We start from the raw sequence: 20,704 nt of genomic DNA, 5'->3' as shown, positions 1-20,704 counted from the left end.
AACGGTAACCCGGGACGCCTGGCCGGGGTAGCCGCTGGACCCGACCAGGGGACCGAGGGAATAGTTGAGTGGGTCACATTACTTTCCGCCCCCCAAGCAATTACGGAGGGTTGACTTAACGCGCGACCGTAAAGCTCATCAATTCGGACAATAGATGATCAATACTGACGGCTAACTGTCACGAAATTGGCGCTGCGACTTGTGACCCGGCTGCCGTTTCGTTACCGTGGCGACGGCTGTCACACAGGTTCCCCCCACAACGACAGCCCGGCCGGACCACTGTTCAACCCAATTTCCTGGGGTTTGAACTTGCCGCGCCGCCGCAATGCCACTGACGGAGGATCCTTCGTGCGCCAGCGCTTGTCGTCTGAGCCCGATCGCTATCGCGGCCGGCGCCGCGTACCGACGCCTCCGCGCAGCCGCTACGCCGTCGTCGTCACCTCAGCCTTCGTCGGCGCGGGCGTCGTGGCCTTCGGTGCGGCCTCCAACCTCCCGGACGCCAAGGCGGTGAGCCCGGACGTCCTCCAGGGCCTCAAGACGCAGCAGGTCGCGGCCGACGCCCTGGAGAGCCGTTCGGACGGCGCCGCGTCCCGTGGAGAGAACCGCGAGGCCGCCGGCACCGAGCTCAGCGCCGAAGAGGCCGCCAAGGACATCTACCTGCTGCCGCTCGACGAGTACGAGTTCACCTCGGCCTACGGTGTCCGGTTCGGCAAGCTGCACGCCGGCATCGACCTGGCCGCCCCGGAGGGCACGCCGTACAAGGCGGTGCACGGGGGCACGGTGACCGCGGCCGGCTACAGCGGCGGCTACGGCTACTCGGTCACGATCCGGCAGGACGACGGCACCGAGATGATCTACGCCCACTCCCGCCGCGTGGTGGTCGAGAAGGGCGAGCAGGTCAAGGCCGGTCAGGTCATCGGCGAGGTGGGCAACACCGGGTATTCGTACGGCACCCACCTGCACCTCGAGGTGCACGTCAAGGGCACGCCGACCGACCCGATCACCTTCCTCGCGGACCGGGGCGTCGACATCAAGCTCCAGATGGAGTCGGTCTACGCCGGTCTGGCCGCGGCCGCCGCCTCCTGATCTCTTCGCAACCCTCCCGGTTGCGGCTTCGGAGAACTCCGCCAATCCTCTTCAGGGCCCCGCACCCCGTCCGACAGGTACGTGACAGCGAACGTCACGGCAGTCGGAGGGGTCATCCGCGTGGGGCAGCATTCGTCATCGGGCCGGACCGGACGGCATCGGCAGGAGAACCTCCGCCGCCACCGCGCGCCCGTGCTCCCCGCGATGTTCGCCTCCCGCGGCCGCACAGCCGTCACGATGACCGCGCTGGGCGCGACCCTGGCCACCGGGATCGGCGCCGCGGGCATGTCCGCCGCGGCGTCCACCGGCGCCGCCTCCGAGCCGCCCACAACCGTGCGCCCCACGACCGCGCACGCCACGGCCGCACATGCCGCGGCCACGCAGCCGGTCGTGTCACCCTCCAGCGATCAGGCGCCCCGGCTCGGCCCGGCCTCGGGCGCTGGGGGCCCGGTCGGCGCCCCGGTCCGCCTCAAGGCCCGCCCGCTGCCGAAGCGGCAGTGGGTCAACCCGCTCCCGTCGGCGACGGTGACCTCCTGCTTCGGGCAGCGCTGGGGCCGTCTGCACGCCGGAGTCGACCTGGCCGCGGCGCACGGCGCCCCGGTGGTGGCCGCGGGCGCCGGCGCCGTCGTCACGGCCGGCCCCAACGGCGGGTACGGCAACGCGATCCTGATCGACCACGGCAACGGTTACCTCACCAACTACGGCCACCTGTCGGTGATCGGCGTCGAGGTGGGCCAGGTGGTCAAGGCCGGCGAGCACATCGGCGACGAGGGCTCGACCGGGAACTCGACCGGCCCCCACCTGCACTTCGAGGTGCATGAGGGGCATTTCCAGAACCCGCTCGAGCCGACCGCGTGGATGCGGGGGCACGGGGTGGAGATCTCCGGCTGCCCGGCCTAGAGCTTTTCGACCGGGGCGTGCCGCAGGACCAGCCACATCACCTGGTCACCGAAGTCGATCTGAGCCCGGGCGCCGGGGCCGTGGCCCTCCACGGCCAGCACCCGGCCCAGGCCGTACCGCTGGTGGTTGACCCGGTCACCGGGATCCACCTTCGGGGCCTGCTTCAGGTCGCTCGCGGTGGCGAGCTTGCTGCCGTCGATGCCGAGGCGTTCGGCGATCCGCTGCGCCTTGGGAGTCCCCCCGGCGAAGCCGCCGCCGCGCTGGCGGTCTCCCCCACCGCGGCCGCCCACTCCGCCGCCCGTCCCGGACCAGGACGTGTACGACCCGCCGGTGCGCTCCCAGCGGACCAGCTCGGCCGGCAGCTCGTCGGTGAACCGGGAGGGCGGGTTGTACTGCGGCTGGCCCCACGCCGACCGGGTGACCGCCCGGGACAGGTAGAGCCGCTGCCGGGCGCGGGTGATCCCGACATAGGCCAGCCTGCGCTCCTCCTCCAGCTCGGTGTTGTCGCCGAGCGCCCGCATGTGCGGGAAGACGCCGTCCTCCAGGCCGGTCAGGAAGACCACCGGGAACTCCAGGCCCTTCGCGGTGTGCAGGGTCATCAGCGTGACCACGCCCTGGTGCTCCGGGTCGTCGCTGGGGATCTGGTCGGCGTCGGCCACCAGGGCCACCTGCTCCAGGAACCCGGCCAGCGTGGCGACCTGCTCCTCCCCCTCGGCGGCCAGCGACTCGACGCGTTCGGTGTACTCCCGGGCGACGCTCACCAGCTCCTGGAGGTTCTCCACCCGGCCCTGATCCTGCGGGTCGAGACTCTCCTCCAGCTCACCGAGCAGCCCGGAGCGTTGCAGGACGGCCTCCAGGACCTCCTCCGGCGGGGCGGTGGTGGCCAGCACCCGCAGGTCGTCGAGCAGCCCCACGAAGTCGGCGATGCTGTTGGCCGCGCGGGTGGAGATGCCCGGCGCGTCCTTGGCCCGGCGCAGCGCCTGGCCGAACGACACCCGGTCGCGTGACGACAGCGCCTCGACGCAGGCCTCGGCCCGGTCGCCGATGCCCCGTTTCGGGGTGTTCAGCACCCGGCGGATGCTGACCGTGTCGTCGTCGTTGACGATCGCCCGGAGGTAGCCGAGCGCGTCCCGCACCTCCTTGCGCTCGTAGAAGCGCACCCCACCGACCACCTTGTACGGCAGGCCGACGCGGATGAACACCTCCTCGAAGACGCGGGACTGCGCGTTGGTCCGGTAGAAGACGGCCACGTCGCCGGGGCGCACCTCGTGGTTGTCGCAGAGCCGGTCGATCTCCCGGGCCACCCAGTCGGCCTCGGCGTGCTCGGTGTCGGCGACGTAGCCGACGATCTGCTCGCCCTGCCCCTGGTCGCTCCAGAGCCGTTTCGGTTTGCGCGAGGTGTTGCGGTCGATCACCGCGTTCGCCGCGGTCAGGATGGTCTGGGTGGACCGGTAGTTCTGCTCCAGCAGGATGGTCCGCGCGGCCGGGTAGTCGCGCTCGAACTCCAGAATGTTGCGGATGGTCGCGCCACGGAACGCGTAGATCGACTGGTCGGCGTCACCGACCACGCAGAGCTCGCTCGGGTCCTCGATGCCGACCAGCTCGCGGATCAGCATGTACTGGGCGTGGTTGGTGTCCTGGTACTCGTCGACCATGACGTGCCGGAACCGGCGACGGTAGGCGTCGGCGACCAGCGGGTGCGACTGGAACAGGTGCACCGTGGTCATGATGATGTCGTCGAAGTCCAGCGCGTGCGCCTCGCGCAGCCGCCGCTGATACAGCTCGTACGCCTCGGCGACGGCCCGCTCGTTGGGCCCCTTCGCCTTCGCCTTGAACTCGTCCGGCTGGACCAGCTCGTTCTTCAGGTTCGACACCTGGGCGGCCAGGCCGCGAGCGGTGTAGCGCTTGGGATCCAGGTCGAGCTCGCGGGCGACCAGCTGCATGAGGCGGCGCGAGTCGTCGGCGTCGTAGATCGAGAAGGTGCTCTTCAGCCCGGCGTGCTCGTGCTCGGCACGCAGGATGCGCACGCAGGCGGAGTCGAAGGTCGACACCCACATCATCCGGGCGCGCGGCCCGACCAGATGGGCGACCCGCTCCTTCATCTCCCCGGCGGCCTTGTTGGTGAAGGTGATCGCCATGATCTCGCCCGGGTGCACCCCGCGCTCGCCCAGCAGGTAGGCGATCCGGTGGGTCAGCACCCGCGTCTTGCCGGACCCGGCGCCGGCCACGATGAGCAGCGGCGCCCCGGAGTGGGTCACGGCATCCCGCTGGGGCCCGTTCAGCCCGGTGAGCAGGGACTCGGCGTCGAACCGGCGGGGCGCCGGACGTGGGGGCTCGGGAGCCATCGCCGAGAACAGGTCAGGGGTTTCGGAGGAAGGTCGCATCGCGGGAGCCAGTCTATGCCGACCCACCGACAGGTTTCCGGCGCCGAGCGGGGCGGACATCGGTGATCGGCAATCAATCTTTCACCGCGAAGTGGTAGCGGCGAATCGACTGATCCACCAGGCTGTCCAGATCGGCATCGAATTCTCACCGATCGGGGGAACGATCCCATGCCTCTTCCACAGCGGCGACACCTGGCCGTTCCGGTGGCCGCCCTGGCCGTGGCCGGCGCGCTGGTGGCGATCCCGGGCGCCCGGACCGCGGCGGCCGCACCGCCGGCCGAGTTCACGCCGGTGTCCGCGGCGTACGGTCCGCCCAAGGGCCTCACGGTCAAGGGGCAGTTCCTCAGCTACAACGACTTCCACGGAGCCATCGACCCGCCCACCGGCAGTGGCGCGGTGGTCAACGCCAGCGGCACCAGCACCCCGGCCGGCGGCGTCGAGTACCTGGCCACCTTCCTGAAGAGGTTGCGCGCCGAGGCGAAGGCGGAGGGCCGGCCGACGATCACCGCCGGGGCCGGCGACCTGATCGGGGCGACACCGCTGGTCAGCGCGGCGTTCCACGACGAGCCGACGATCGAGCTGATGAACGAGGTCGGGTTGCAGGTCAGCTCGGTCGGCAACCACGAGTTCGACGAGGGCGTGGCCGAGCTCATCCGCATCCAGCGGGGCGGCTGCCACCCGGTGGACGGCTGCCAGGACGGGGATCCGTACCGCGGCGCGAAGTTCACCTATCTGGCCGCCAACACCGTCGACAGGAAGACCGGGCTGCCGATCCTTCCGCCCATCGAGATCCGGTACGTGGACGGCGTACCGGTCGGTTTCATCGGGATGACCCTGGAGGGCACGCCGAGCATCGTGAACCCGGCCGGCATATCGGGCGTGCGGTTCACCGACGAGATCGAGACCGCCAACAGGTGGAGCAACGTGCTGAAGCTCTTCGGGGTGAAGGCACAGGTGCTGCTGCTGCACGAGGGCGGCTCGCAGGCCACCGCCACGCCGACGCCCGGGGTCTCCGACTGCGCCGGCTTCAGCGGGCCGCTGGTGCCGATCGTGGCCGGGCTGAACCCGGAGATCAGTGTCGTGATCTCCGGTCACACGCACCGCTTCTACTCCTGCAAGCTGCCGAACAGCAAGGGTGCCGACACGGTCGTCACCAGCGCCGGCAGCAACGGGCAGCTGATCACCGACATCGACTACACCCTGGACCGTCGGACCCGGCGGTTCACCGAGATCACCGCTAAGAACGTGATCGTGGAGAACGGGGTGCCGGACGGTAGGGGCGGCTGGGTGCGCGACGCCGCGGGGGCCTACGCGAAGAACCCGGACACCGTGGACGCGGCCGCCAAGAAGGTGGCCGACAAGTACCGCACCGCGGTCGCGCCGATCGCGAACCGGATAGTCGGCAGCATCAGCGCGGACATCGTCCGGACCGCCGGCCCGGCCGGGGAGAGCCCGCTCGGTGACGTGATCGCGGACGCGCAGCTGGCGTACACCCGGTCGGCGGGAGCGCAGATCGCCCTGATGAACCCGGGTGGTGTCCGGGCCGACCTGGACGCCGACCAGTCCAGCGGCGGGGAGGCGTACGGCCAGGTCACGTACGGCGAGGCGTTCACCGTCCAGCCGTTCAACAACCTGGTGGTCACCCAGACCCTCACCGGGGCGCAGCTGAAGAACGTGCTGGAGCAGCAGTTCGCCGGCTTCGGCGGGCAGACCACGCAGCGGATCCTGCAGGTGTCGAACGGGCTCACGTACACCTGGAGCGCGTCGGCCGCCCCCGGCTCGAAGGTGAGCGCCCTGACGCTGAACGGCACGCCGATCGATCCGGCCGCGAACTACCTGGTCACCACGAACGACTTCCTGGCCAACGGTGGGGACGGGTTCAGCAACCTGACCCTGGGCACCGGACGGGTCACCGCGCCGGGCTTCGACGTGGACGCGCTGGTGGCCCATCTCGCCACCGGCCCGATCGCGCCGGGTCCCGCCGACCGCATATCGACGGCCCCCTGATCAGCGCAAACTTTCGTCCCAACACTCGGGCGGTTTCCTTGCGGGACCGTCCGGGGCGGGGGCATACTCGGGTCGTGATCCAGCAGGCGCGATTTTTTTACTACGGCACCGGAGGCCCGGCAGCCGTAGGTCGCTCCTGAACCCCAGACCTACATCAAGCCCCGGGTTTCCCAGCCCGGGGCTTGATGCTGTCCGGGCCGGGCCCACCGGGACCCCAGCACCCGAGGAGCAGGACATGACCGCCGACGTGATGGACCAGACGACCGGCGCGGGCGAAGAGGCGGCCGCTGACAAGATCCGCGCCATGCGCGAACGCATCAACGAGATCGATCAGACGATCATCGATCTCTGGCTGGAGCGTTCCGGCCTCTCCCAGGAGGTCGGCAAGACCCGGATGGCCAGCGGCGGCACCCGCCTGGTGCTGGCCCGGGAGCGGGAGATCATCGAGCACTTCCGCAACGCGCTGGGCCCCGACGGCACGCAGGTCGCGCTGCTGCTGCTGCGCTCCGGCCGCGGGCCGCTCTGACCCGATGAAATACCGCAGCCGGACCGAGAACGGTCCGGCTGCGGTTGGAATCTGTGGACTACCCGCGGTCAGTAAACTCCGCCGACACCGAACGGGCTGTTCCCGATCGGGCCGTTGACCCAGCCGCCGAAGCGCGGACCGTAACCGAGGAAACCGTCGTTGCCGAAACGGTACTGGTAGCCGCGGTAGTAGTCGCGGAAACCGGGCCGGCCCCAGTTCCAGGCGTTGCGGTCGACCTCGAGCGCCCAGGCGCGGCCCCAGCGGTAGCCGCCGCCCACCAGGTCGCAGTCGTAGTCGTCCCAGAAGCCGCGGACCAGGCCGACCCGGCCGGCCCGCTCGCAGCCACCCAGCGTACGGAAGAAGCCGACCACCTCGTCGCCGTAGTACGGGTAGTGCTTCTGGACCTTGCTGGTCGCGGGCTTGGCCGGCGACTTGTCGCCACCGTCCACCGCCATCGCCGGCGCGCTGGCAGCGAGCCCGGCCACCAGGCCGAGACCGGCCATCGTCAGAGTCCGGAGCACCTTGTTCATACCGTCTTCCTCACTTCCGATGAGTTTCGGTTAGTTGCCCAAACTCTCCCATATCGGACATAAAAGTCAGAGTAGATAAACTGGTACTTTTAGTCACGAAAGTGTGATTTTTGGCGGACACTTATGTCCAAATGATCTAGAGCAAACGACAGCGGGCCGGGAGATCAGTGATCTCCCGGCCCGCTGTCGTACGAATCAGCGACTCGCCGCGTACCGAATCTCCGCGAAATGGCAGGCGCTGGGGTGCGGTGACCGCTCCCGGATCTGCAACAACGGCTCCTGATCGCCGCAGACGTCCTGCGCCTTCCAGCAGCGGGTCCGGAAACGGCAGCCGGACGGCGGATCGGCCGGCGACGGCACGTCACCCTCCAGCACGATCTGGTCGCGCCTTCCGCGCAGGCGCGGGTCCGGGACCGGCACGGCCGAGAGCAGAGCCTGGGTGTACGGGTGAGTCGGCTGGTCGTAGATCGCCACGTCGTGCCCCTGCTCGACGATCTTGCCGAGGTACATGACGGCGACCCGGTCGGAGATGTGCCGGACCACCGACAGGTCGTGGGCGATGAAGATGTACGACAACCCGAAGTCGTCCTGGAGCCGGTCCAGCAGGTTGATCACCTGGGCCTGGATGGACACGTCGAGCGCCGACACCGGCTCGTCGCAGACGATGATCTCCGGTTTCAGGGCGAGCGCCCGGGCGATGCCGATCCGCTGCCGCTGGCCGCCGGAGAACTGATGCGGGTACCGGTTGACATGGTCGGGGTTGAGACCGACCGTGTCGAGCAGGTCCTGCACGGCCCGCTGCCGCTTGTCCTTCGGCACCACCTCGGGGTGGATCTCGAACGGCTCGCCGATGATGTCGCCGACCGTCATCCGCGGATTGAGCGAGGTGTACGGGTCCTGCATCACCATCTGGATGTTGCGGCGGGCCCGGCGCAGGGCCGAACCGGAGAGCCGGGTCATGTCCTGACCGCGCACCATGATCGAGCCCGAGGTCGGTTTCTCCAGCCCGACCAGCAGTTTGGCCAGAGTGGACTTGCCGCAGCCGGACTCGCCCACCAAACCGAGCGTCTCGCCCCGGCGCAGTTGCAGGTCGATGCCGTCGACCGCGCGGACCGCGCCCACCTTGCTCTGGAACACGATGCCCTGGGTGATGGGGAAGTGCTTGACCAGTCCCCTGGTCTCGAGGACGACGTCACTCACCGAGGACCTCCCGAAAGAAGTGGCAGCGCGCGGTGCGGTGTGGCGCGATGGCATACGCCGGGGGCGCCGGATCCTGACGGCAGGGGTCCTTGGCGTACCGGCATCGGGGGTTGAAGGCGCAGCCGCGCGGGATGTCGGTGAGCGCCGGCGGCAGACCGCGGATCACGTTGAGCTGATGGCCCTTGAGGTCGAGCCGCGGGATCGATTCGAGCAGCGCCCGGGTGTACGGGTGACCGGGACGGGCGTAGATGTCGTGGACCGGCGCCTCCTCGACGACCCGGCCCGCGTACATCACGGAGATCCGGTCGGCGACGTCGGCCACCACGCCCATGTCGTGCGTGATCAGGACGAGGCCCATGTTGCGCTGCTGCTGGAGCTCCGCGAGCAGGCCCATGATCTGCGCCTGGACCGTCACGTCGAGCGCCGTGGTGGGCTCGTCGGCGATCAGCACCTCCGGGTCGAGCGCCAGCGCCATGGCGATCATGACGCGCTGCCGCATACCGCCGGAGAACTGGTGCGGGTAGTCGTTCACCCGGCTCCGCGCGGCCGGGATCTTGACCTGGTCGAGCAGGTCGACGGCCCGGTTCTTGGCGTCCGACCGGGACATGCCGCGGTGCATCCGGAACAGCTCGGCCAACTGGAAGCCGACCGTGTAGACCGGGTTCAGCGCGGACAGCGCGTCCTGGAAGATCATCGCGATCCGGTTGGCGCGGACCTTGCGGCGCTGCGCCTCGGGCAGTTTCAGCAGGTCGACGCCGCGGTAGCGGATCTCGCCGGCGGTGAGGTGCCCGGGCGGGCTCTCCAGGATGCCCATGATCGCTTGAGCGGTCACCGACTTGCCGCAGCCGGACTCGCCCAGGATCGCCAGGGTCTCGCCGGGAGACAGCCAGAAACTCGCCCCGTTCACCGCCTTGGCCACGCCGTCCCGGGTCCGGAACTCGACGTGCAGGTCGTTGATCTGGAGCAGGGGCGCCCGGTGATCGATTCCGGGCAGGGCGTCCATGGTCGCCTTGATGTCAGTCATGGAGGAGGTCACCGCAACTTCGGGTCGAAGGCGTCGCGGATGGCGTCGCCCAGCATGATGAAGGCCAGCACGGTGGCGGCGAGGAAGATCGACGGCCAGATCAGCGGGTGGGCCGCGATCCGGGCGTAGTCCTGCGCCTCGGCGATCTGCAGACCCCAGCTGACGGCGTCGCCCTTGAGCCCCACACCCAGGTAGGAGAGCGTCGCCTCGGCCGCGATGTTGGTGCCCAGCAGGATGGTCAGCACCACGATGAACGACGCCATCGAGTTCGGCAGGATGTGCCGGAACATCAGCCGGCCCGGGCTCGCGCCGAGCATCCGGCCGGCCGCCACGTAGTCCTGGCTCTTCACCGCGATCACCGAGGACCGCATGACCCGGGCCGCCGACGTCCAGGTGAGCACGCCCAGGGTGAGTGTCACGGCCCAGACGCCGTCGTCCTCGCTGCCGGACAGCCGGCCCGAGAAGACCACCGCGCCGAGCAGGAACGGCACGCCCAGCATGATGTCGGTGAGCCGGGACAGCACCGCGTCGGTGGTCCCTCCGAAGTAGCCGGCGGACAGCCCGAAGACCAGGCCGAGCACGCCCGCCATCAGGGTGGAGAGGACGCCGACCTCGATCGAGGCGCGGGTGCCGTAGATGGTCCGGGCGAAGACGTCGCAGCCCTGGAAGTCGTACCCGAAGATGGCGCTGCCGGTCGGTCCCTTGTGCTTGTTCGACAGCGCACAGGCGCCGGGGTCGGCCGAGGTGAACAGGGACGGCAGGAACGCCATCAGCAGGATCACCACGACCAGCACCGCGGAAACCCAGAAGATCTTGTTGCGCCGCAGGTCCGCCCAGGCGTCGCCGGCCAGGCTCCGCGACCTTCCGGAGACGTCCGGCGCCTCGGCCACGGTGATCAGGTTGGGGTCACTCATAACGGATCCTCGGGTCGAGGGCGGCGTAGAGCAGGTCGACGGCGAGGTTCACGATCAAGAAGATGATCACCAGTACGCTGACGAAGCCGACCACGAGCGGGCCGTCCTCGGTGCGGATGCCCCGGGCCAGGTTGAACCCGACACCCGGGATGTTGAAGACCTCCTCGGTGACGATCGCGCCGGACATCAGCACGCCGAGGTCGACACCGATCAGGGTGACCACCGGGATCAGCGAGTTACGCAGCACGTGCACCCAGGTGACCCGGCGCGGGGCCAATCCCTTGGCCCGGGCGGTGCGCACGTAGTCGGCCCGCAGGTTCTCCACCACCGATGTCCGGGTGACCCGCAACTGGGTGGCGATGACCGTGGTGGCCAGCACGAGGGCGGGCAGCAGGAGCTCGTACAGTGTCGCGTTCTTGGTCGTGGTGGCCGGGAACCACCGCAACTCCATCGCGAACACCAACTGGGCCAGCGGCGCGAGCACCACGATCGGCATGGCCAGCAGGAGCAGGGTCATCAGCAGGGTGCCGTTGTCGAAGAGGCCGCCCCGCCGGATGCCGGCGTAGACACCGGTGGTGACGGCGATCGCGGCGGCGATGAGGATGGCCAGGATCGCCAGCCGGATGGTGACCGGCCACGCGTCGGCCAGCATCTCGGAGATGTCGCGACCAGTCAGCGACTTACCGAGATCGCCGGTGAGCAGGCCTTTCATGTAGTACCAGTACTGGGTCAGGAAACCTTCGTCCAGGTGGTACCGCTCGGTGAGCGCAGCACGCAGGCTGTCGCTCGCCGTTTTCTCGCCCACCAGCGCCTGGATGGGGTCGTCCTGGTTGGCGAACATCAGCGCGAAGACTACGAAGGTGGCCCCGAAGAACGTCAGGATCATCTGTAGTAAGCGCCGCACGATGTAGCGGAACATTACGGTTCTTGGCCTCTTCCGCGGCACAGCGCCGGCCTCGTGAGCACGGCGACGACGATGAAGTGGGGCAACACAGCGGTGGCGTCACGGTCGCATGTCTTCCGTGACGCCACCAGAGCCGTGTGGTCAGATCAGGCGATCGTTTCGATCTCGTAGAGGTCGACCTTCTTGAAGAGGTCCATCTCGACGTTCTGAACCTTCTCCGAATAGCCGTACACGTTCTGCATGAAGCGCAGCGGGATGACCGGCATCTCCTGCACGAGGATGTCCTCCGCCTGCTGCCACTTCTTGATCGCGGCCTCCGGCGTCGGCGCCTGCGCACCCTGCTTGAGCAGCCGGTCGAAGTTGCTGTTCGACCAGCCGTAGTGGTTCGACGAGCCGTTGGTGCTGTAGAGCGGGCCGAGGTAGTTCTCCATCAGCGGGTAGTCCATGATCCAGCCGAGGCGGATCAGGCCGATCGGCTCGTGGGCCCGCGCCTTCTGCTGGAGGACCGAGAACTTCGGCTCCGGCGAACCGGTGCAGTTCACACCCAGCGAGGCCTTGATCTGGTTGCAGGTGGCGTCCACCCAGGCCTTGTGACCACCGTCGACGTTGTAGGTGATCTTGATCTCTTCAGGGCCGCCGTTCTTGTCGTACAGCCTCTTGGCCTCCACCGGGTTGTACTCGCAGGCCTCGCCGCAGATGTTCTCGCGGTAACCGCGGACCACCGGGGAGACGAAGGACTTCGCCGGGATGCGGGAGCCGAGGAAGATCTGGTCGGAGATCTCCTCCCGGTTGATCGCCATCGAGATCGCCTTGCGGACCTCGGGCTTGGAGAACTCCGACTCGTACGTCGGGAAGCCGATGAAGTCGAACCCGGAGTTCTCGCTCATCTGGAAGCGGGTGCCCAGGTCGGCGGACGCCTTGGAGAGCGCCTCGATCGGGATGTTCATCTGCACGTCGACGTTGCCGGAGACCAGGTCCGCGTACTGGGTCTGCTCGTCCTGGTAGATCTTCCAGGTGATGCCGTCGATCTTCGGGACCTGGCCCTTGAAGTCGCTGACCTTCTCCACGACGACCTCGTTGTCGTGCTCCCACTTGCCCTTGAGCTTGAAGGGCCCGTTACCGATGATCTGGTCCTCGAAGCCCTCGGCGATCACGCCGGGCGCGGAGAAGGCGGCCTTGGGCAGCGGGTGGAAGACCGAGTAGGCGAGCACCGACTCGAAGCTGGAGAACGGCGCGGACAGCTTGACGGTGAAGGTCAGGTCGTTGACCTTCTCCAGGCCGGAGAGCTCGTTGGTCTTCGGCGTGGGGGGCTTCTGCGGTCCGTCCTTGTCCGGGTCCAGCGGGTTCATCTCGGCGTAACCGTCGATGCGCTCGAAGAAGTAGCCGCCGGTCTGAGCGTTCGGCCCGTAGGCGCCGTAGTTCCACGCGTCGATGTAGTTCTGCGCGGTGACCGGCTCGCCGTTGTGGAACGTGAAGCCTGGTTTGAGCTTGATCGTCCACACCCGGTTGGCCTTGTCCGGCGTGATGCTCTCCGCGGCGACCTCGACCGGCTCCTGCTGGCTGTTGAAGTTGACCAGCGGGTAGAACAGCGAGGACAGCACCTGCGAGCCACTGTCGTCGGTGGCGTTCGTCGGAAGCAGGTGCTCGGGCTCGGCGATGCCGATCACGATGGTGTTCGAGTTGGCGCTCGCATCGTCCGAGTCGCCACCTCCACATCCGGCGACCAACAAGGAGATGGCGGCCGCGCCGGCCGCCATCTTCCACGGGCGTTTCCCAGGCATGGGAGTGCCTCCTTCAGGGGCGCTCACGGGGGTTGTGTGAGTAGGAGCCACTGTGACACAGAGACACGAAAACCCGGAGGGCCGTTATCAAGCCGATATTCGCCGTCTACGCCCGCAAATAGGCTCATCAGTGACGGTTTATACCTATTCGGCCAGCCTGAACTGGGCATACGTACCGAACTTCCGGTCCGGCGTGCAGCGCAGCTTATAGGAAGCTTCCCTGTAGGGCCGTCCCGGAGGGGTCAGACGAGGCGCCGATCGGCAGCCCATCGTGACAATTCGTAACGGTTGCTCATCTGCAATTTGCGCAACACGTTGGAGACGTGGGTCTCGACCGTCTTGATCGAGATGTACAGCTCCTTGGCGATCTCCTTGTACGCGTACCCCCGGGCGAGCAGCCGCAGCACCTCCCGCTCGCGGTTGGTCAGCTGGTCCAGCTCCGGGTCGGCGACCGGCACGTCCGGCCGGGAGGCGAAGGCGTCCAGCACGAAGCCGGCCAGCCGCGGGCTGAAGACCGCGTCGCCGTCGGCCACCCGGCGCACCGCCGCGGCCAGCTCGTCCGGCGAGATCGTCTTGGTCACATAGCCCCGGGCGCCGGCCCGGATCAGGCCGATCACGTCCTCCGCGGCATCCGACACCGACAGCGCCAGGAACCGGACCTGCGGATGGGTCCGCCGGACCGCCTCCAGAACCGCCCGGCCGCCGCCGTCCGGCATGTGCACGTCCAGCAGCACCACGTCCGGCTGCACCGCGGAGATCCGGCTGATCGCCTCGCTCACCGTGCTGGCCTCGCCCACCACATCGACGTGCACACCCAGCTCGGCCCGCACCCCGGCGCGGAACATCGCATGGTCGTCGACCAGGAAGACGTTGAGCCGACGGGCCTCCGGCTCGATCACGGGCTCGGTCATCGCACTGACTCCTTACCGGCGGTCACGCTCTCCCTCGTGACGGGAAGCATGAGCCGCACCTCAGTACCGTCTCCGGGTTCGCTGCGGATCTCCGCCCGGCCGCCATGCCGTCGCATCCGCCCGATGATCGAACCACGGACGCCGTGCCGGGTCTCCGCCACACCGCCCATGTCGAAACCGGCGCCCCGATCGCGGACGAAGACGCTCAGCTCATCCTCCTCCACCTCGGCATAGAGCGAAACCGTCTGCACCCCGGCATGCCGGGCCGCGTTCACCAGCGCCTCCCGGGCCGCCGCGACCAGCGCCGCCACCCGGTCGTCGCACTGGGTGTCGCCCACCACGACGGTCTCCACGGTGATCGCGTAGGTGTCCTCGACCTCGGCCGCGGCCTGCTCCAGCGCGGCGGCGAACCGCTCGGTCGGCGACGCGGTGGGCCGGTAGAGCCAGTTGCGGAGGCTGCGCTCCTGCCCCCGGGCGAGGCGCTGCACCTCCTTGATGTCGGTGGAGTTGCGCTGGATCAGGGCCAGCGTGTGCAGCACCTGGTCGTGGATCATCGCGGCCAGCTCGGCCCGCTCCTGCTCCCGGATCCGGCCCTCCCGCTCGGCGCGCAGCTGCCCGAAGGTACGCCAGACCAGGGGCGCCACCACCACACCGACACCGAGCAGGCCGACGAAGGCGAAGATCACGCCGTTGAACACCGCGGACAGGGAGCCGGACGGGGCGTACACCGCCACCACGCCGATGATGCCGACCGCGACCAGAATCCCGCCGCCGATGAACCGGAAGAGGAAGGACCGCCGGTCGTTCTCCGAGACGATGGCCGCGAACCACGGCGCCGAGGCCGGATTGTCGGTGTACGCGTCGCGGCGGCTCGGGTCGGACTGGTGCCAGATCACCCCGGCGCCGACCGCGATCACCGCGATCATCCAGCCGGCCGTGGTGCTCACCGAGTCACCGAAGAGCTGGGCCTGCAACAGGATCACGCCGAGACCGATGGCGGCGAACGGCAGCAGGGCCGACAGGTCGCGGCGGACCGGCTTCTCCTCGCCGCGCGCCTCCTGCGGCAGCACCGCCCAGTAGGCGGCGTAGAGCAGCAGGCCCAGGGCGTTGAACCCGAGCAGCACGACGAGCGCGATCCGGACGGCGAGCACCGGCACGCCGAGATGGCGGGACAGCCCGGCCGCGACCCCGGCGACGATGCGCTGGTCACGCGGCCGGTAAAGCCGGCGGGTTTGCGGCGGGGCGGGGATAGTCACCCTCCGATCGTCACACGTGACGTACGCGGTAGCCACGGGGAAGTTCCCCGGCATCCGGGACGGATATCTCAGGGTGGCCTCAGGGTCGTCTCCGGAGGCGGCTCGGGCGGCCGGCGGACCAGGATCGAGGCATGAACGATGAAGCGCCCGGTGCCGGTCCCAAGGGTGACCAGGCACCTTCCGACCAGCCCGAGGGCTTCCCGCCCGGCTCCAACGTGCCGCCGTGGGTCGCCGCAGCCTCCGCGGCCTGGTCCCGCCAGCAGCTCGTCCGCCCCCGCAACGGCCGCTACGTGGCCGGCGTCTGCGGCGCTCTGGCCCGGGCCACGAACACCGACCCGGTCCTGTGGCGGGTCGTGCTCGGCGTGCTCGGCGTGCTCAGCGGCACCGGTGTGCTGCTCTACCTGATCGGCTGGCTGATCATCCCGTCCGAGGGTGACACCTCCTCCCCGGTCGAGTCGCTGCTGGGCAAGGGCCGTTCCGGGATGGCGCCGCTGTCAGTGGTGCTGCTCGGCGGCGCCGCTCTGCTGACCTTCGCCTTCATCGTCAACTCGGGCGCACGGGCCAGCATGCTCGCGGCGGCCGTGGTCCTGGGCGCGTTCCTGCTGATCAAAAGGGGTGGCGCGACTCCGTTCCAGGCCGCCGCGCCACCACCACCGGACGCCCCGCCGCCGCCCACGGAGGAACCGACGATGGCGTTCGTGGCGCCGCCCGCGGCCGAGCCGGCCGGCGAACCGGTGAGCAAGGCGGGCCCCGTCGGCGGGTTCCGTCCGCCGTTCGCGCCGCACGGCCCGTTCGCCGGCCCGCCCACCGCTCCCCCGCCGGTGCCGCCGATGCCGCCGCGCCCGCCGAGGCCGCCGAAGCCGCCGCGTGAACGCTCGATCCTGGGCCGGCTGACGTTCTTCGCGGTCGTCATGGTGACCGGCCTGATCGCCGCGATCGACATGAGCGGCGTCGACGTGGCCATCTCCGCCTACTTCGCGGGCGCCCTGGCGACCACCGCGCTCGGTCTGATCGTCGGCGCCTGGTTCGGCCGGGCCCGGGGCCTGATCGCGCTGGCCCTGGTGCTCAGCTTCGCGCTCGGCGTGTCCAGTGGGCTGGAGCGGTTCGGCCGTGACTGGACGCCCAGCGTCTACCGTCCGACGAGCCTCGCGGCGGTCGCCGACGAGTATTCCTTCGACGTCGGCAACGTGACCCTGGACCTGCGCTCGGTCGACTTCACCGGGCAGACCCAGGCGGTCACCGCCGGCATGAAGCTCGGCCAGCTCCGGATCCTTCTCCCGCCGACCGTGGACGCCTCGGTGACCGCGGGCGTCGACGGCGGACGGCTGGTCCTGTTCGGCGAGGAGTACAACGACAGCAGCACCCGCCAGGCCGACGACCTGGGCGCGGACGGCGCCGGCGGTGGCACCCTGCAACTCGACGTCCGCGTCGAGGCCGGAAACCTGGAGGTGATTCGATGAGCGGATCGGTAACCACGGACCGGGGAGGTTCTGGCATGAGGCCGCACCGGATGGATGGCGTGTCCCTGACCTTCGGCCTGATCTTCCTGGCGGTCGCCTTCTGGTGGGCGGTGTCCCAGGTGCTCACGGTCAACCTGCCCCCGATGGGCTGGATCGTGGCCGGCGGCCTGATCTTCTTCGGGGTGGTCGGCCTGCTCGGTGCGATCCGCTCCGGCCGCCGCGAGCCGCAGCCCGAGCCGGTGGCCGCGACCGCCGCGCCGACCACGGCCGAGGTTCCCGGCGATCTCCCGCCGGAGATGCACGCCTCGATCGTCCGCGAGCTGCTCGACGATCCGGCCCGGAAATTCGAGCGCGAGCACCCGGCCGATTGAGCCCTGCGCCCCGCCCATCGGTCAGCGACCGGTGGGCGGGGCAATATGCTCGCTGAATGACCGCGTTTCCGACCGTGTCCGTCACGCCCGTTCCCGGCGTGGGTGCCCGGGCCGCCCGCGCCCTGACCACCGAGTTCGCCCGGCAGAACGCGGCCACGTCCGCGCTGCTGGTCGGCGCCGACCACTCCTCGGCCGTGGTGGCCGCCGCCGTCGAGGCGCTGCTGCCCGGCGACACCCTCACCCTGGTCCCCGGCCGCGACAGCAGCAGTGATCTGCTGCGCGGCCACATCTCCGGTCTGGGCAGCTGGGTCGCCGATCGGGTGAAGATCGTCGAATCGCTCGCCGAGGCCCAGCCGGCCGACGTGGTGATCGTCGGTGAGCCGCTGACCGGCACCGCCGACGAGGCCCGCGCCCTGATCGATCAGCTCGGCAAGTACCTGTCCGACGGGGCCGTCCTCTCGGTCGCCGTGCCGGCCGGCCCGGGCCGCACCGCCGGTGCCGCGGCGGAGCTCTTCCGTCAGGGCGCGCTCTTCGGCGTCGGCTCCGACCTGGTGGTCCGCAACCAGCCGCCGCTGCGGGTGCACAAGCTCCGGTTCAGCCCGGCCGAGGTGTCGACGGCGGCCGGCCTGGCCCCGGCGTACCGGACGTCGAGCGTCCCGGTGACCCGGACCATGCACATCGACTCCAACGGCGTCGCCGCGGCCGGCATCGCGCTCGGCCTGGCCGTGCTGGCCCGCCGCGCCCGGCCGAAGTCGAAGCTCTGGCTGGTGCCGGCGCTCGCCGCGGCCCCGGTGGCGGCCTTCTTCCGCGACCCCGAGCGGGACGTCCCGACCGACCCGGCGGCGATCATCTCCTCCGCGGACGGCAAGGTGCTCTCGGTCGAGCGGCTGCGCGACGAGCGCTTCGGCCCGGGCGAGTTCCTCCGGATCGCGGTGTTCCTGTCGGTCTTCGACGTGCACGTCAACCGTGCGCCGGTGGCCGGCCGGGTGGCCGACTACTTCGTCGAGGAGGGCGGCTACGCCAACGCCGCGACCGCGGCGGCCGAGCACAACGTGGCCGCCTACACGGTCCTCGACACCGACCAGGGCACCGTCGTGGTGGCGCAGCGGACCGGCCTGATCGCCCGCCGCATCGTGCAGCGCGCGCCGGTCGGCACGCTGCTGGCCAAGGGTGAGCGCTACGGCCTCATCCGCTTCGGCTCCCGCACCGACGTCTACCTTCCCGCCGACCGCGCGGAGGCCCTGGTCTCCGTCGGCGAGCGGGTCGTCGGCGGCTCCACCGTGATCGCCCGCTTCACCAACGCCTGAGTGCTGGGGGTTCGGCTGGTTCTCAGCCGAACCCCCGCCGACCACGCAGAGAAAGGGCCGCTTCCCGGACGGGAAGCGGCCCTTTCTCTGCGTGCGGTCAGACGCGCTTGGCGCGCATCCAGAGGATCGGGCCACTGACCAGGTAGGTGGCGACGATCAGGACGAACGTCATGCGCGGCTGGAGCAGGGCGCCGACGATCGGGAGCAGCCACAGCCACGGCGGCAGCTTCAGAAGACGGGCGAGCTTCGCGTACGGGAAGCTGGAGACCATCGCGAAGGCCAGCAGCGTCACGCCGGCCAGCTGCACCATGCCGGGCAGCGGCAGGCCGATCAGCACGGTGAGCGCGAGGACCGCGGCGGCCATCGTGGTGGGCACGCCGCAGAAGAAGCGGCCGTCCTTCGGCGAGACGTTGAACCGGGCCAGCCGGATCGCGGCGCAACCGGCCACCAGGGCGGTCGCGATCGCGGCGGCGGCCTGCGGCACCTCGTCGGCGAGCGACGCGTAGACCACGACCGGCGCGGCCAGGCCGAACGAGCACATGTCGGCCAGCGAGTCCATCTGCGCGCCGAACGGGCTGGCGACGCCGAGCTTGCGGGCGAGAGCGCCGTCCAGACCGTCGAACACCACACACGCCACCAGGCAGGCGGCGGCGATCTGCACCTTGCCGTCCATGGCCAGGAAGATCGCCAGCAGGCCGAGGCCGAGGCTGGACAGGGTGCAGGCGTTCACGAGCGCGAAGCTCGCACGCCGGGACATGGTGCGCTCGCCCGGCAGCAAGGGGATGGAAGCCGGTGCCGGGTCGGCCCCGGCGACGGACAGCTCCACAGGAACCCCCGGTGCGGGAATGGTGATGGTCCGCACCGAATCGGAACCGATGTGCAACACCTCGGCCCGGGTCGCGGTGGCGGCCCGACCGGTCTCGGCGGAACGGCGGCCCACCCGAACCATCAGGGCTTGCCGCGCGAGAGTCCCGCCGCGGCGCAGCCGGCCAGCCCAACGACGCCCGGCGGGACGGGGACTATCCGTCGTACGACGCCGGTGCCAAGGGGTACTCGGCACGTGCTTCCTCCATGGAGTTCGGTTGTCCCGCCGGGTAGTCGCGAGCCCGGCGAAATTGCGGGTTACACCATCGCACAGCCGGACGGCATTGGCGAGAGGGCGAACGATCCTGGAGTGCAACGACGAGAGCTGCCCGTTGGATCCCTCGCGTGGAGCGACGGACAACTCATCGACCTTCCGTGTGACGATTTTAGCCCGTGCGGCCCAAAGCATCCCGGGTCAGCTCGGTGAGCGGCAGTCCGTCGAGCTCTTCGGGCGTGAACCAGCCCGCGTCGGCGGTGGATCCGCCGGCCGCTTCGGTGACCTCTGCGGCGGTCGGCCGCTCGACGGTGACCCGGTAGACGACACGGATCACGTGCCAGTCGAGCGGCACCCCCTCGGGGCCGAGCGCGGCCGGGTCGTACCGGTGCGAGACGTCCAGCAGACCGGCGATCCGGCCCCGCTGGGAGGTCTCCTCGAACAGCTCCCGGGCGACCGCGCGCTCCGGGGTCTCACCGAAGTCGGTGCCGCCGCCGGCCAGGTGCCACAGCCCGGCGCCGGGGTAGCCGTCCGCGATCCGGGTCAGCAGGATCCGCCCGTCCGGGTCGCTGGCCAGGGCGTACGCCCCGAAGCGCTGCACCCGGCCGGTGCGCTCGGGCTCACCGGCGGGCACCTCGACCTCGGCGGCCTCGAAGCTCACGCCGAGGATGCCGGCCGTGAAGGGCAGCAGCGGGCGCGCCGCCACCTCGGCCGGGGTGACCCACTCGGCGGCGTCGGTGGTGCCGGCCGCCTCGGGGCTCAGGTCGCCGCCGGTCACCTCGACGTCGTAGACGATCCGGTCGGTGTGCTCGACCGAGCCGTCGGGGAGCCGGGCCAGGTCGGCGAGCACAGCCCGCAGCCCGGTGATCCGCACCCGCAGACCGGTCTCCTCGGCGAACTCCCGGACCACCGTGTCGTCCGGGTGCTCGCCGTGGTCGATGCCGCCGCCGGGCAGGGACCAGACGCCGGGGAAGGCGGCCTCGGCGGATCCGCGGGTGAGCAGCAAACGCCCGTCCGCGTCCCGGCACACGCCGTACGCCGCGGCTCTTCTCCTGAACTTCACCG

General features: G+C 69.9%; 18 protein-coding genes. 7 read left to right on the top strand and 11 right to left on the bottom strand.

Annotated features, from left to right (window positions below):
* Positions 1–348 precede the first annotated feature (348 nt).
* Together IEZ13_RS22305 and IEZ13_RS22300 are read left to right on the top strand one after the other, a co-directional pair.
* Positions 349–1,086, top strand: a complete 738-nt coding sequence (locus IEZ13_RS22305) for a M23 family metallopeptidase (protein WP_183222920.1) — start codon at positions 349–351, stop codon at positions 1,084–1,086.
* 192 nt (positions 1,087–1,278) lie between these two features.
* Positions 1,279–1,986: a M23 family metallopeptidase gene (locus tag IEZ13_RS22300; RefSeq protein WP_229794874.1), complete on the top strand. Its 708-nt coding sequence runs from the start codon at positions 1,279–1,281 to the stop codon at positions 1,984–1,986.
* Here IEZ13_RS22300 and pcrA read toward each other — a convergent pair.
* Complete coding sequence (pcrA, locus tag IEZ13_RS22295; RefSeq protein ID WP_183222919.1) at positions 1,983–4,370, bottom strand: DNA helicase PcrA; 2,388 nt, start codon at positions 4,368–4,370, stop codon at positions 1,983–1,985. The two genes, IEZ13_RS22300 and pcrA, sit on opposite strands and share 4 nt — an antisense overlap.
* A gap of 234 nt (positions 4,371–4,604) precedes the next feature.
* Between pcrA and IEZ13_RS22290 the strand changes: the two genes are divergently transcribed.
* Together IEZ13_RS22290 and IEZ13_RS22285 are read left to right on the top strand one after the other, a co-directional pair.
* Positions 4,605–6,377 (top strand): bifunctional metallophosphatase/5'-nucleotidase, encoded by a 1,773-nt coding sequence (locus IEZ13_RS22290; RefSeq protein ID WP_372441878.1) that lies wholly within the window; start codon positions 4,605–4,607, stop codon positions 6,375–6,377.
* Between the two features lie 235 nt (positions 6,378–6,612).
* Positions 6,613–6,903, top strand: coding sequence for a chorismate mutase (locus IEZ13_RS22285; RefSeq protein ID WP_183222917.1), 291 nt, complete (start codon positions 6,613–6,615; stop codon positions 6,901–6,903).
* Between the two features lie 68 nt (positions 6,904–6,971).
* On the opposite strand, the gene IEZ13_RS22280 is transcribed toward IEZ13_RS22285, so the two are convergent.
* From IEZ13_RS22280 to IEZ13_RS22245, 8 genes are all read right to left on the bottom strand, one after another.
* The gene (locus tag IEZ13_RS22280) at positions 6,972–7,433 is read right to left on the bottom strand and encodes a hypothetical protein (RefSeq protein WP_183222916.1); all 462 of its coding nucleotides are present in this window, start codon (positions 7,431–7,433) and stop codon (positions 6,972–6,974) included.
* 195 nt (positions 7,434–7,628) lie between these two features.
* Complete coding sequence (locus IEZ13_RS22275; protein ID WP_183222915.1) at positions 7,629–8,633, bottom strand: ABC transporter ATP-binding protein; 1,005 nt, start codon at positions 8,631–8,633, stop codon at positions 7,629–7,631.
* The gene (locus tag IEZ13_RS22270) at positions 8,626–9,657 is read right to left on the bottom strand and encodes an ABC transporter ATP-binding protein (protein ID WP_183222914.1); all 1,032 of its coding nucleotides are present in this window, start codon (positions 9,655–9,657) and stop codon (positions 8,626–8,628) included. The genes IEZ13_RS22275 and IEZ13_RS22270 overlap by 8 nt, the downstream gene beginning before the upstream one ends.
* Positions 9,658–9,665: 8 nt before the next feature.
* Positions 9,666–10,571, bottom strand: coding sequence for an ABC transporter permease (locus tag IEZ13_RS22265; protein ID WP_183222913.1), 906 nt, complete (start codon positions 10,569–10,571; stop codon positions 9,666–9,668).
* On the bottom strand, positions 10,564–11,490 hold the full coding sequence (locus IEZ13_RS22260; protein ID WP_183222912.1) for an ABC transporter permease: 927 nt from the start codon (positions 11,488–11,490) through the stop codon (positions 10,564–10,566). The genes IEZ13_RS22265 and IEZ13_RS22260 overlap by 8 nt, the downstream gene beginning before the upstream one ends.
* Before the next feature lie 131 nt (positions 11,491–11,621).
* Positions 11,622–13,256 carry a peptide ABC transporter substrate-binding protein gene (locus IEZ13_RS22255; RefSeq protein WP_183222911.1) on the bottom strand — a complete coding sequence of 545 codons (1,635 nt, stop codon included), beginning with the start codon at positions 13,254–13,256 and terminating at the stop codon, positions 11,622–11,624.
* Between the two features lie 242 nt (positions 13,257–13,498).
* Positions 13,499–14,167: a response regulator gene (locus IEZ13_RS22250; RefSeq protein WP_183222910.1), complete on the bottom strand. Its 669-nt coding sequence runs from the start codon at positions 14,165–14,167 to the stop codon at positions 13,499–13,501.
* Positions 14,164–15,417, bottom strand: coding sequence for a PspC domain-containing protein (locus IEZ13_RS22245; protein WP_183223042.1), 1,254 nt, complete (start codon positions 15,415–15,417; stop codon positions 14,164–14,166). Before IEZ13_RS22245 ends, IEZ13_RS22250 begins: the two co-directional genes overlap by 4 nt.
* Before the next feature lie 137 nt (positions 15,418–15,554).
* Here IEZ13_RS22245 and IEZ13_RS22240 point away from each other — a divergent pair, with 137 nt between their 5' ends.
* From IEZ13_RS22240 to IEZ13_RS22230, 3 genes are read left to right on the top strand one after another with little or no spacing between them, the layout of a single operon-like run.
* Complete coding sequence (locus tag IEZ13_RS22240) at positions 15,555–16,883, top strand: PspC domain-containing protein (RefSeq protein ID WP_183222909.1); 1,329 nt, start codon at positions 15,555–15,557, stop codon at positions 16,881–16,883.
* A 35-nt stretch (positions 16,884–16,918) separates the two neighbouring features.
* Positions 16,919–17,254 (top strand): hypothetical protein, encoded by a 336-nt coding sequence (locus tag IEZ13_RS22235; RefSeq protein ID WP_183222908.1) that lies wholly within the window; start codon positions 16,919–16,921, stop codon positions 17,252–17,254.
* 56 nt (positions 17,255–17,310) lie between these two features.
* A complete protein-coding gene (locus IEZ13_RS22230) occupies positions 17,311–18,561 on the top strand; it encodes a phosphatidylserine decarboxylase (RefSeq protein ID WP_183222907.1) in 1,251 nt (416 codons plus the stop codon).
* Positions 18,562–18,658: 97 nt separating this feature from the next.
* Here IEZ13_RS22230 and IEZ13_RS22225 read toward each other — a convergent pair whose 3' ends face one another.
* Both IEZ13_RS22225 and IEZ13_RS22220 read right to left on the bottom strand, forming a co-directional pair.
* The gene (locus tag IEZ13_RS22225; protein WP_372441876.1) at positions 18,659–19,621 is read right to left on the bottom strand and encodes a CDP-alcohol phosphatidyltransferase family protein; all 963 of its coding nucleotides are present in this window, start codon (positions 19,619–19,621) and stop codon (positions 18,659–18,661) included.
* Positions 19,622–19,811: 190 nt separating this feature from the next.
* The gene (locus IEZ13_RS22220) at positions 19,812–20,702 is read right to left on the bottom strand and encodes an NUDIX hydrolase (RefSeq protein WP_183222906.1); all 891 of its coding nucleotides are present in this window, start codon (positions 20,700–20,702) and stop codon (positions 19,812–19,814) included.
* Between the last annotated feature and the right edge of the window lie 2 nt (positions 20,703–20,704).

It is taken from the genome of Actinoplanes campanulatus (genome assembly GCF_014647795.1).
GTDB classification, from domain to species: Bacteria; Actinomycetota; Actinomycetes; order Mycobacteriales; family Micromonosporaceae; genus Actinoplanes; species Actinoplanes campanulatus.
Note: the sequence above shows the minus strand (reverse complement) of the source record. Positions and strands in the feature narration are given on the sequence as shown.